This window comes from Pseudomonas sp. O230, assembly GCF_045447035.1.
GTDB lineage: Bacteria > Pseudomonadota > Gammaproteobacteria > Pseudomonadales > Pseudomonadaceae > Aquipseudomonas.
On sequence record NZ_JBJGXN010000002.1, the window covers coordinates 143,981 to 156,927 of the forward strand.

Annotated in this window: 9 protein-coding genes and 3 pseudogenes; 1 reads left to right on the top strand and 11 read right to left on the bottom strand. The window is 50.0% G+C overall.

The genetic code is table 11. The features are described 5' to 3' along the window. Window positions 1-161 precede the first annotated feature (161 nt). The 11 genes and pseudogenes from ACI77H_RS03995 to ACI77H_RS04045 form a co-directional block, all read right to left on the bottom strand. The gene (locus ACI77H_RS03995; RefSeq protein WP_407010466.1) at window positions 162-2,201 is read right to left on the bottom strand and encodes an acyltransferase family protein; all 2,040 of its coding nucleotides are present in this window, start codon (window positions 2,199-2,201) and stop codon (window positions 162-164) included. 930 nt (window positions 2,202-3,131) lie between these two features. Next, a pseudogene (locus tag ACI77H_RS04000) lies at window positions 3,132-3,455 on the bottom strand (site-specific integrase); the annotation flags it as partial. Between the two features lie 489 nt (window positions 3,456-3,944). Then, window positions 3,945-5,375 (bottom strand): IS1182 family transposase, encoded by a 1,431-nt coding sequence (locus tag ACI77H_RS04005; RefSeq protein ID WP_407010467.1) that lies wholly within the window; start codon window positions 5,373-5,375, stop codon window positions 3,945-3,947. A 625-nt stretch (window positions 5,376-6,000) separates the two neighbouring features. Further along, window positions 6,001-6,402, bottom strand: a complete 402-nt coding sequence (locus ACI77H_RS04010) for a GtrA family protein (protein WP_407010468.1) — start codon at window positions 6,400-6,402, stop codon at window positions 6,001-6,003. Between the two features lie 5 nt (window positions 6,403-6,407). Beyond that, window positions 6,408-7,322 (bottom strand): hypothetical protein, encoded by a 915-nt coding sequence (locus ACI77H_RS04015; RefSeq protein WP_407010469.1) that lies wholly within the window; start codon window positions 7,320-7,322, stop codon window positions 6,408-6,410. After that, window positions 7,319-7,555 carry a hypothetical protein gene (locus ACI77H_RS04020; RefSeq protein ID WP_407010470.1) on the bottom strand — a complete coding sequence of 79 codons (237 nt, stop codon included), beginning with the start codon at window positions 7,553-7,555 and terminating at the stop codon, window positions 7,319-7,321. Before ACI77H_RS04020 ends, ACI77H_RS04015 begins: the two co-directional genes overlap by 4 nt. A gap of 38 nt (window positions 7,556-7,593) precedes the next feature. Continuing rightward, window positions 7,594-8,589, bottom strand: coding sequence for a class I SAM-dependent methyltransferase (locus ACI77H_RS04025; protein WP_407010471.1), 996 nt, complete (start codon window positions 8,587-8,589; stop codon window positions 7,594-7,596). A gap of 46 nt (window positions 8,590-8,635) precedes the next feature. Further along, entirely contained in the window at window positions 8,636-9,460 is an 825-nt protein-coding gene (locus ACI77H_RS04030) for a phytanoyl-CoA dioxygenase family protein (RefSeq protein ID WP_407010472.1), read from the bottom strand. Further along, on the bottom strand, window positions 9,457-10,533 hold the full coding sequence (locus ACI77H_RS04035; RefSeq protein WP_407010473.1) for a glycosyltransferase family 2 protein: 1,077 nt from the start codon (window positions 10,531-10,533) through the stop codon (window positions 9,457-9,459). Before ACI77H_RS04035 ends, ACI77H_RS04030 begins: the two co-directional genes overlap by 4 nt. Further along, window positions 10,460-10,885: a WbqC family protein gene (locus ACI77H_RS04040; protein ID WP_407010474.1), complete on the bottom strand. Its 426-nt coding sequence runs from the start codon at window positions 10,883-10,885 to the stop codon at window positions 10,460-10,462. Before ACI77H_RS04040 ends, ACI77H_RS04035 begins: the two co-directional genes overlap by 74 nt. A 299-nt stretch (window positions 10,886-11,184) precedes the next feature. After that, window positions 11,185-11,661, bottom strand: a pseudogene (locus ACI77H_RS04045) (transposase); the annotation flags it as partial. Between the two features lie 83 nt (window positions 11,662-11,744). On the opposite strand from ACI77H_RS04045, the pseudogene ACI77H_RS04050 reads away from it, so the two are divergent. After that, window positions 11,745-12,749: pseudogene (locus ACI77H_RS04050) on the top strand (IS110 family transposase). Window positions 12,750-12,947: the final 198 nt, after the last annotated feature.

Here is a 12,947-nt window from a genome sequence, read left to right on the forward strand (position 1 = left end):
CTCAATCTATCGTTGTTCCGAGCAAAAAAGGGCGCTTCGTACAAAGCGCCCTTTTTCATTACGATCCATCGATTGACTACCTATTGACCCTGCAGCCACCCGAACTGAGCTCAGCGGGTGATGCATTGACGTTCTCACCCGGTAACAGGGATGGCGGCCGTCTACCTCATCGTTTCATCGATGAAATCCGCTTTCAGGCGCACGTACTTTGGCCTGAGGTGATCCCCATCCTTGTACATAGGTTCATCATTAGCATCAACTCCAGAACAATCTGGATTACATAAATAGTCCATCGGCTTTATAACCATAGCCCCAGCAGTTATGGCAACGTGTGCCAAATCAGTCTGTATCTGCCCGTAAGCCTTTTCCAGATTGTCGCGCGGAATTCCGTTGCTTTTGAAAGACATCAATTTCGGAAACGCCTTCAGATCGCGCTGGACCATGTAACGGGGATCAAGTTGGTAACCTCCCGGGATGTTGAGCACAACATATACCCGCTTATCCAACGCGCGAAGTTCCTTGATGTAAGCGCCCAGCTTGTTCAACGCATCAACATACTCTGGGCTTCCCACTCCGAATTGACTGGCCATGAATACGCCGGACTTAAGATAAGCATTCCAGAGCGAGCCAATGACTACGGTATCAACTTCGGGTTTTTCTTTGGCCAGTCTTAGAGCATCCTGCATGAGTGTCACACAATGCTTGTGCTTCAAATCATAGGGCATCCCGGGAATGGCAAGGCACCCGCCGCCCGTCTTGAAGATAACCCCATTGGTATCCTTGGGGTTGCTGGCGATCAACGCCTCGGCGCGGGGGAAAAACTGCTCGATGTTGGAATCGCCCACGAATAGGGTGACCGACGGTTTCTCGGATCGCAGGGAGTAATACTGGATCCCCTCAAAGTTCTCATTCGTAAGTTTGCCGGGATAACCCCACTCAGCGGACGCCTCTGTGACTTTGGCAAACTGCTCCACTCTGGACGGTACTCCACCGCTCATAAAAGCTTGAAATCCGACCAGGCCCACAATGACCATCAATAGGCTCAGAGCAGCGGTCTTGACCCAGGTTTTCTTTCCAAGCCGGATGGGCTTTTCGATCAGACGATAGGTCAACCAGGCCAATACAACACTGAGCAGCACTGCCCCCAAACGAGTCCAAGGCGAAATCTCGACCAGGAGGATTCGTGCAAACGAGAGGATCGGCCAATGCCAGAGGTAGAGCGGGTAGCTGATGACCCCAACGAACACCATCAATCTGTTCGCCAGTATGACTCGATTCACCCACCCTTCAGGCCCGGCGAGAATCAGTAAAAATGTCCCTGAAACCGGCAGCATTGCCCACCAGCCCGGAAATGGCGTGTTTTTGTCGATAAAATAAAAACCTGCGACAAGAAGAAGCAATCCAACACTCGACAACAGGTTGTTGAGTACTGCGTTACGTTGAGCCAACACTGGCGGGTGCCGGAACAGAACCGGATGAAACACCCAACGCTGCATCCACTCGGCAAATTGCGCTTGTTTGAAAAGTTGCAGGTACGCCAGAACCGCTCCCGCCAACAGTTCCCAGAAGCGGGTTTGCGGCAGGAAAAACGTCGCGGTGGGGTCATCGGTCACTCTCGCGACATTCAACACGACGGAGATCAGTCCCAACGTCAGAACGACCGTCAGGACGTTGAACCCCTTGCGCCACGCGAGCAGGATCAGCACCGGATAGATCAGATAGAACTGCTCCTCAATGGCCAGTGACCACAGATGCAGAAGCGGTTTCAGTTCGGCTGAGGTATCGAAGTACCCCACTTCTTGCAGCAGGACGAAGTTCTGCACGAAGCCGGCGCCAGCCGCCATGTGCTTGCCCAGCTGCTTGAACTCATCGGGCAACAACACAAACCAGCCAAACGCGTAACTTGCCGCCAGCACGACAACTAAAGCAGGGTAAATGCGCTTGATACGATGGGCGTAAAATTCAGTGAAACTGAAATCACCGCGATGCATCCCTCTGAAGATGATGCTGGAAATCAGAAACCCGGAAATGACAAAAAAAACATCGACGCCAATGAACCCGCCCTGCAGCCTCGACGGGAACGCATGAAAAATGACCACCGACAGAATGGCCACGGCTCGTAGACCGTCGATATCAGCTCGGTAGGCTGGTTTGGATTTAACGTTGTGTGATACAGATTTCGGATCGCTCAAGCTGTCCATGCGGCACTTCTAGTGTAAAAAGTCGCGCAGTGTACCTTCCCCTGCGCTTACTCTCCAAACGGCTTTCATCGGCACGGTCATATAAACCTTACTGCTGCCTCTACGTGCACATTACAGTCACCATACTCGCCTAACACGCCTAACACGCCAACAGATCCGGCCTCTGGCCTGGCTGTCGACCGCCCGACCTTCCTGATAAACTGGCACACACTTTTGCGTAAAACACTGGCAACCGGCAGTGAGTGAGGCCATTTTTGCCCCACTAAAGCCCGCAGACCGCAATCTGACAGATTCCGCCAGCTATTGGTCGGATCGGGAGTGGCGGCAACGATGTACTTGCGAATGCTGAGCAGCGGCCTGACGGGCCTTCCGCATTCACGCCATCTCTCTCATGGCAAACTACACCGGTGTGCCTCGTCGATTACCACCCTGGCCTGGCCGCCCGAAGGAGTGGTTATCACATAGTTCGTTGAATAGCGGTAGGCACCGGTGTCTTGAAGTTTCTCCCCATTGCTTTCGTACAAGCCTGCCTCGATAGCCACAATGCTCTGCAGCCAGTCGGAAAGATAATAGTTGCTGACAGTCTTGGAGGTCAGGGGTTGTGTACCGCTGGATTCAAGTACCGAGCTATCCGTGCATTTGTACTTGTAGAGCATGCCAGGCAGCCCAACCAAGTACTTCATAGCGTTGAACTGCCCCTTGTAGGCGCATCCTCAGAACTTTCCGACTCAAATACTGTGGCTCAACCCGTTTTTCCGCATAGTAGGTGAAATCGCTTTCGGGCCATTTACCGCTGCGTTTAAAGTTAATTTTGAGGATCTTAATCTGCGGATTTGTTGTATATCCTTCAAGGCCAAAGTACATCGATACTGACTTGTATGGCGACTTTGGCACGTCTTGTGAATCACTCGGGTCGGGCGGAAAGGAAACCGAATCGTCGAGTTCACCCAACCAGGTGTACTTGATGGCATTCAACGCGGCATTCTTGGTCTTGCCCAGCGGACGGATCTTCTCATTCTCGCCCAAGTACTGCTCGATCATCTTCCTGATCGTCACACTCTTGCGGTTCGCGCGCTTGATGGCACCGGGCTTGGCCAGCTCCGTCCTGCGACGCTTGATCCAGGCCTGGGCGACCTGCTTGCGGTCGAAGGTTTAGCTTTCCTGATAAACTGTTTCCCCGTCCCGATTGATCCGTATCTGCGCCGAGTAGGCCGTCGAGTTGTACTTGCGCTTGCGTGATGTGATCGTGCCCATTTCCCGTTGCTACATTGCCGACTTCGCGTGCTACATCGTAGCAACTGACTTCGAAAAACAAGGAAAAATGGGTAAAAACCGCTGTATAAAAGATCAGTATCAATGAATTTCGAAAAAGCTGAAGCCCCCGTAAACCTTAGCCAATCCCGTCCTGAGCTGTCCCGACGCTTCAGTGTGGCCCCGATGATGGATTGGACCTACTGAACCAACGAGCCTTTAAAAAAAAAGCCTACAGAAGCTTCCTCTTTCGCTCGTACCATTTATGTACCACTGGAATCCATTCGGCGGCCCCTCTGCTCTGACTAACTGCCTTTGGCATCAGGCAGATAACGGCCCAGAGTGTGTAAAAACGCTTTCGTATATCGAGTGCGTCAACCAGGCGTTCCTGGGCGATGCGATTACCAAGCGTTTTCCGTGATAAGCATTACTGACGTTCCAAAGCGGTTATGTTGCGGTTTAGCGCCTTCTGGGGCAGAGAAAACCGAGGCTTTACGCCGCCATCGCCTTCAGCAAGCCTGCTGTACCTATGATGTTCATAACCCGCTTCATGTTGTAGGCGAGTACATTCAGACTCATCTCCGCGCTTACCCCGACCAGTTTGCGCGTCAGGAAATGCGTTGAGCCCATCCATTGTTTGAGCGTCCCGAAGGGATGCACAACTGTCCTTTTTCGGATTCGCATCATGTCCGGTGCATCGTTCAACCGGCGCTGCATTTCCTCCAGCACCGTTTCATGTTCCCAGCGCCTTACTCGACGATTTTTGCTCGGCGTGCACTGCGTTTTCAGCGCGCAGCCCTGGCATTTCGAACTCCAATAACAGTGCATATTCATGCCTTTCTCAATACTGGAGAAGCGCCAAGGCAGCGCCTCTCCAGCCGGACAGATGTATTCGTTTTTCGTCGCGTCATAAACGAAAGCATCTTTGTTGAATCGACCATCCGCCTTGGCGCTTGAAGTCATCGGCTTTGGCACGTAGGCAGTGATGTCCGCGTCGTGACAGGCAAGGATTTCTTCACTCTTGAAGTAACCTCGGTCAGCTACCACCGCCAGCGTTTCGGACGCCATGGCATCGCGAGCCAGCTTCGCCATCGAGCTGAGTTGATCGCGGTCGGAACCGAAGTTGGTGACCTCATGAGCAACGATCAAATGGTTCTGGGTATCGACCGCTGTTTGCACGTTGTAGCCGACAATTCCCGTGCCGCGCGTCATCATGGAGCGGGCGTCTGGATCGGTCAGTGAGACCTGTTTATCCGGCGATTCGTTGAGCTGGATTTCGATCGCCTGAAGCTCTTTCATTTGCGTCTTCAGCTTGGCAATTTTCTCCTCCAGCCGCACGGCGCTGGGCTCGGAGGCTGTTGGTTCTTGCCGATCGGCAGCATCGAGTGCCTTCAGGTAACGGTTGATGCTCGATTCAATTTCTTCCATTCGCCGCTTCAGTTTGGCGCTGGTGAAATTGCGGTCGCGGTTGTTGACTGCTTTGAATTTACTGCCATCGATGGCGACCAGATTTTCTCCGAACAGTCCCAACTGCTGACAGAGCACAACGAACTGGCGACAGACGCCCCGAATGGCCTTGCTGTTGTCTTTTCGGAAGTTAGCGATGGTCTTGAAATCCGGCATCAAACGCCCGGTCAACCACATCAGCTCGACGTTGCGTTGAGCTTCTCGCTCCAAACGTCGGCTCGACTGGATGCGGTTGAGATAGCCGTAGATGTAGACCTTCAGCAGGATCGCGGGATGGTAAGCCGGCCGGCCAGTATCGGCTGGAATGGCACTTTCAAAACCCAGATTGACCAGGTCCAGTTCGTCGACGAAGACGTCGACTACCCGCACCGGATTGGTATCGCTGACGTAGTCGTCGAGGCTCTCGGGAAGTAAGGTGCCTTGGCCTCGATGTTCACCTTGGATAAAGCGCTTCATAGGCGATCCCAGCGATAAAATCCTCAGAAATCATAGCAAGGGTTCGCGAAAGCGTTTTTACACACTCTGGGCCAAAAGTAGCCGTTCAACCCAGGCACTTACCGACCAAGTGCCGTTGCTCACGAATGTCCAGTCTTCTGAGTTCATTGGCAAATACACTCGGTGCTCAGTCCTATATGTAATAGACTGCGGACACTTTTAGAGCTTCCACCCCCCGGTAAAACTGAGCGTCTGGCATTCTTGTGCCAGCTATATGTGCCAAAGGTGCCTGGCAGTCCACTGGCTACAAGCTAAGTCATGAGTAGCAAATCTCGGTACGGTGGATGACTCGGCTGATGGTGTGGGAACACAATTCTCGCTCCAACCTCAGCTGTCGACGTTGGCTGTGGGGTTAATGGAGCGGTTACAGTGAAAGGGCCGTCACCCACGAGCATACTTCCAAACTTCGCTTCAGCAATACAATATAACTCTTTACCGGTCATATACTGACGGTTAAAATCTATTTAATATTCGTTCATTATAATATCACAAACCATGAATTATCTAAAATCGAGCTCAAAAAATTACTACAGCCTGACTATGCGAAACTTAAAAAACTCACGACAACAACATTTTACAAGCTGAATTATGACCTAACGCGAAACACGAATAACTTAAACGCAACAAACAAATAAAGAGCTACCACCACAGTTGCACCTGCCTGAACCCACTGATGCGGCCAAGCCAGATAGTCGTGAAAAAAAAGTAGCAAACTTAAGTTCATGCCATAGCCACCCAGATGCGCAATAAAGTAGCGCGCAGCAGCAGTTGCGTGCGAACCCTCGTGATTAAATGCAATATTCTTTGAGCCAAAAAAACTAATAGTTACTGCGATACAGTAAAGGCAACTCATTGTCAGGATTGGATTCAGACCGAGCCAGGTCAAAAATAGATAAATAACAAATCCCGTGCTATTGATGACCACGCCTACAATCGCATACCGAATCAATTGCTCAATTAATTCGTTTCGCCAATATTTTTTAAACATCCCAATCATTCCCTCAATACCGCTAAACCAAAACCCGTCTTACCGTAGCCATTACCGTTGTAAAGCATATAGATCAGGTCATTGTGTCTAAAAACAAAAGGATACTCCACCATCTCGCTGTCCCAGCCTGTATCGGATACATCGATGGAAAGACCTTTGAGCGCCAACTCCCATTGGCCGTTCACCGCACTGACAGCGTGCCCAATTCGATATGATTGGCCCGTTCCGGCGCGATAAGAGAACCACATATGGAGGCCGTCATCTGACTGTATAACACTTGGCCGCGAAAAAGCCTGAGCAACGCCCAGTGCGTAAGGAACAACCGCACCGTGCCTGGACCACTTTTCCCCATCTGTAGACGTTGCGTGCTTTAAGACTGCCAGCATCTCACCATTCCCCACCTCCCAAGACACCACGGACGGGTACCACATATCGAAACCTCCCTGTGCACGGGGAGCAACCCAGGGGTAAGCGAGGCTGATAGGGTCTTCGTGATCCATCCCCATTAACAACTGCTCTGATTCGGGAACTATGGTCAAATCACGTATCTCTACCCGCCCAATATCCCCGCGCCAGTGTCCTTGAGCAGGCGACTGCCAACCCATGAAAGTCATGTAAGTGCGCCCAAGCCTTTCATAGCAATTACCGATGCTTACACCATCAGCATGGAAACTCCCTGACGGGCCGTGTACAAAGAACGGAGCGTAATGCTCCTCAACAACTTCACGCCTGACAATGTCGATATCGACAGCGCCTACGGATGAACGATTTTCATAATCTCTACCACAATAAAATATCCGGTAAACATTCCCAGATATATGAAGAGGTAACGGGTTAGCTGCGTGAGTTAACAACTTCGGATGCCGGCCTTTTAAACCAGGACAGTAAAGAAGCCCAAGTTTCTCCCACCTGGCACTCATAAATTTTTCAACCGAGAACTGGGAAGATACTCAAGTAACTCACCATAACCATAACCGCAACCTAAATCTGTAATAGAAAAGGCTGCCTCCTGAATAACCTTGCTCAACTGCTCAAATCTCAAAGATTGACTTTCAACTCCGTTCCAGTCCACTCCTTTCGCGGTCTGCCCATGCTCAGCAAGCTTCTGACTGCAACAATCAGACACTTCAGTCAAGATATTTTTATCTTCCACTGCTGCCTCCTCACTTATAATCTGTGGGTCAGTCAACTTCATTTGCTGGAATCTAATTGCAAGCGCAGTGCGTCTTCGATCCATTGGCTTGCGCTTTTCCCGGCACCAGCACTAGCCTCTTGGACACGGGCTTTCAAGTTGGGGTCAACACCCTCTAGCTGTCCGAAATAACGTGTCCGCATAGATCCACCTCTGGCCCCTTTGTGCACCAAATCTATGTTCATATATGGAAGACCGCATGAAACGGTAAAATCAATTATGTAAAAACAATTGCCTAGAACCCAAGATAGATTTACATCGCGCGAATACTCAGGAATATACTGCAGAGGTGGATCTGATGCCCACAAAGCAATATTGCGAATTGCGACTTTCCCAAATTCTTTATTTTTCAACCAAGGAGCCACGCCCTCGTCACCTATCAGCACTCGCCCACCAACTTTGGTAACCCTGGCCATTTCATCAATCGCAGAAGGTATATCAGAGAACAGATTGATCCCACCAAAATGGTAAGCTGCATCAAAGTACCCATCAGGAAAAGGTAACGCTGACGCATTTGATACAGAAAGGTGTAAATTTTCACTATTTTGAAACATTTCCGTCATTCGCCGCGAGGCTGCGGCAACCATCAAATCAGATAAATCTTGAGCATACAATTCACCCTGTTCTCTTAGTATCGGATACAGATACTTCAAATCATCGCCAAGACCACATCCTGTGACTAGCACTTTATAATCAGGTTTGACACCAAGACGTTCTATGAGACCAAGCCTGAATTCCCGCTCGTCTTGATCAAAAGTAAGAAATAACCAGCTCAGAAAATTATCATATGATTCTTCAGCATCGTCTTTTGCATACATTGCATTAGATATAACATCCCCGCCGGTTAGTTGGTCCGCGGAGATAAAAACAGGAATATCGTTACCTGCAGCCGATGAAAGAAGCTTATAGGAGGTACCTGATTCGGTTAAAAAAGCATCACCCTCTTTTCTAAGCGGTTGCTTCGTAATGGGGCAGCAGTAAACTAAATCTCTCATAAAGGCCTTCCTTAATTTTTTGATTTTTTCTTAAATTGAAAAAAATTCAGTATTTTTGGCTATTTCTACTACTGATGTAACTGCTTACCGACGGTGGGATCTGATAATCGAAACCGAGAAAAGCTTTTTGTTCATCATTCAGCGATTTTCCGACCATCGCCATTGGCAAATTTATTTGCTGCTTAATGTAAGGCACCGTAAAAAGATGATTTATTGCGCGACGGGGTGAAAGAGTATTATTGTAGGCGCCGCAATGAAAAAGCATGCAGTCCAGTATAATGAAAGAACCAGCTTTAGCTACAACCTGAACAGCATTTCGGCGAATATAATCTTCGCTAGGAAACTGCTCTATTTTATGTGACGCAGGCAAAACAAACGTACTACCATTATCCGTAGTAAAATCATCGACACAATACAATGCATTTAGCGCCAAAGGCCTTGATGATACGAAATGCTGATATGGAAGATCACGATGCCATGCCGATTGACTGTACTGCTTTCGTGGCGGATTAGTTATACCGTTCTGTTGATTCAGTATGTATTTTCCTACAATAAGCTCTTCAATTACGCTCTTTAACACCGCGTTCATTGCAATCTGTAAAAAGGTCTCATCGCCCTGTGTCAAAATCGCTCGAATGGTATCGATTTCGTTAATCGACTCCAGCGTAGACCGACCATGCTCGGTGATGTATTGATCAGAGATTCGTGCGAACCTATCTCCAATATCAATAATTTCACTCTGAGTGTTACCCGAATCAATTATAGCATAGCCAATGGCTCGTAATTGTTCAACGGCAGGGTTAACCGAAGCGGCCGTTCTGAAACCTTCTACAACGCCGTAGGCGGCCAACGGCAAGTCTGAACGAATCATTTTGAAGAGCCCTCACGTTCGGCACGGTAAATCGAGCGAATAATCGTATATGGGCGACGCTTTACCTCGGTAAATATCTTCGAAATATAAATGCCTTGAACACCGATAAAGAAAATAATAAGACCTGAGAACAACCATATAGAAGCAACAATAGAAGTATAGCCCATTGGCGGTGCAGCCCCCAAAGAATAACGAACTACAAGATAGGCTATAAATAACAGCGCCGTGATCGAAACAATTCCGCCTACATAAAACGTGAACACGAGCGGCAAACTGCTGAATGAGGTGACAGCGTTAACAAAATGGCTCAGCTTCCCACGCAATGAGTAGGTAGTCGGACTTGTAGCTTTTTTGACAATTGACAGCGCGCGCTGATCAAAACCCGTAATAAGCCAAAGACCTCCAATATTTAACTCTCGTTCCTCGTGTCTTAGTAACTCAGTTACGTATTGATTTGTCATCAATCGCGCGGTAACGATGTTGTCCGGTTGCGAGATTCCCGTCAGCAACCGAAATGCTCGGTAAAAAATCGGACCGCTTACTCGTTCGGCCAACCCGCCTTTACGTGCCTCTTGCACACCATAAACCACATCGCATTGATGTACCGCCATACATTCGGCGAACAAGTTGAGCCACTCCGGCTCCTCTTCCAAGTCGCTATCAATAAGGAAGATCCGCTCACCAGTCGCCTGTTGCAGACCCGTCATCATCGCTTTGTGATGACCAAAATTCTTTGACAAGTCAACAACACAAACATGTAGGTCAAGGTTAGCGATATTTTTCGCCACGTTTAAACTTTCATCTGGCGACCCATCATTCACCAGGATAATTTCATAATCATCGCCCACCAGCTTAGTCGCCGCTGCCCCTGCGCGACTGCAAAATTCTCCTATGTACTGGGCAGACTTATATAACGTTGCGACAATAGATAACTTCACTTTACGAACCTCATCGAATTCTTTGCCCATCCACCATAACTCATCAACAGGTTTAAAATAGTCACTCCGTGCTGAAATCCCCCCCAGAGCTGAGGAGCCGCGTATACTGCTTATCGTCATATAAGATAAATTCATCACCCGCCGCAATGAGATCGAAGTATCCTTTCCAGGTTATATAATTAGACTGTAAGATTGCGACTTTTCTCATTCGGATTACACCCTTGCTCTTACAGTCATTTAGGTCCACTCCCCGGGACTGAGTAGACGAAACTCGTATTCGATTCCTAGCTCCCGCCTCGAATATATCGCCCCCCCCATTTTTAGCCTGTAAACCAAGAGACTCATGCCTCCCAATTTCTTGTGGAAGATCACGCAGGAAAAGGACTAGATCTTGCGCGCCGAACGCCATCCAGTCAACTTTACCGATCCAGCGCTTCATGCGATTCGACGGCGCGCCGATACCTTCACCGAGGCATATGCTCCACATAGCGAGCTCGTTAGCAGCGACTGGGCGGCCAATTGCCCTCTCCCGCTATGCGTGTCGGAAGTACATTCATGATAGTGGCTGTCCATTTCCTGCGATGAGAGACTCGCCCCCTACCTATTAGACTTAACCACTGGACTGGCCCAGGCATGCGATAGATCGCGGACAGGGACCTAAAGATGCTCCGATCAACTTGCGGCAACCGCGCGGCAAGTTGAAAACATCGTGGCGTTCGGCGCTATATTCTCGCGAAGCGTCCCGTGCACACTGCCTTGCCTGGCTTGTCAGCCCATTTCCCCGTGTTACACGCGTAACTCGCCCATACCCATCACCTGTTTTCGAGCCATCCACAGGTTTGATAGAGCGAACAGCGTGGTCAACTGAGCGGTGTTCTTCATCAGCCCGCGAAAACGCACCTTCACATAACCAAACTGACGCCTGATCCCCCGAAAAGTAAGTTCAACCTTGGCCCGCGTCTGGGCTTTGAGGTACTCGATTTTTCGCTTGGCCTTATAAAGCACGCTGCGCTTACTCGGCCTGGAGTAGATGCTGCGCCGAGCTGCGATCTGCCATACCGCCTCGCGATTCTCATGCTCTTCGCGCTTCTTGACACCGGTGTAGCCCGCATCGGCATAGACCGCGTTTTCCTCGCCATGCAGCAGTTCGGCAACCTTGGTGAGATCAGCTACATTCGCCGCCGTGCCGTGAACGTGGTGAGCCAGCCCCGACTCAACATCAGCACCGATATGCGCCTTCATCCCAAAAAAGTATTGGTTCCCTTAATGAGATGGTCAGCCCGGTTCGAGAGACCCGGTGAGTCTAGACTTACCGGGTCTCTCTTTTTACCGAAGGAGGATCTCTCATGAGTACCGTAACGCTTCTAGGTATCGACATCGGCAAGAACACCTTCCACTTGCATGGCCAGGACGCCAGAGGAAATCAGCTCTTGCGCAAGAAGCTCAATCGAAGCCAATTGCTGCCATATCTGGCGCAGTTGCCAAACTGCAAAATTGCCATGGAGTCCTGCGGCGGTTCGCAGTGGCTGGCTAGGCAGATTGAGGGATTAGGCCACCGCGTGCAATTAATCGCGGCGCAGCATGTGAAGGCCTACGTCACCGGCAACAAGAATGACTTCATCGATACAGAGGCCATCTGCGAAGCAGCGTCGCGCCCCAGAACCCGCTCGGTTCCGGTAAAGACCCTTGAACAGCAGATCCTGTCGACCGAGCATAAGCTGCGCAAGTCTTGGGTAGATAACCGTATGGGAATCATCAACCAGGTGCACGGTTTTCTACTGGAATTCGGCATCATTTTTCCCGTTGGATATGCTGCTTTGGAGCAGATACCGGCCCTGATGAAAAACCACGAACTGCCGATTTGACTGCACAATGCGGTTGACCGAATGCTGCTCGATATTCAAGGCCTGACTCGAGATATCAACGCGATAGATGTCGAGATCAAACAGCAATCGTCTGAGGACGCCGCCGGCACGAGCTTGTTGAGCATCCCCGGCATCGCCCCTCTCACCGCTAGCGCGCTGCTAGCCGACGTCGGCGATGCTTCGACTTACAAAAATTCGCGCGACTTTGCCGCCTCACTCGGGTTGGTGCCTCGACAGTACTCAACCGAGGGCAAGACGATCTTGCTCGGCATCAGCAAACGCGGCGATAAATATCTGCGCTGCCTGCTGGTGCATGGCGCTCACGCACTGATGATCCGCATCGACAAGAGGAACGATGCACTCGGAGCCTGGGTAAGAAACCTTTTGACTCGTAAGCCCCCGAACAAGGTTGCTTGTGCGCTAACCAACAAAATGGCCAGAATCATCTGGGCTGTATTGGCCCGAGGCGGTAGCTACAACGCGTAACAAATGGCCTGCCCCACCGAGTTACTACCGACTTTTGCGACGACAATGATGATGACGATAAACGGCAGATATCCCGACTGAATACCTGAAAACGAAGATAGTTTTTTTCGCAGCTGATGCCTTTATCACGGACAGTGGGGAGCGACTTTTCATCGAGGGCCGAGCACTGCTGTGCTCAACCATGAGCCCGAATACATT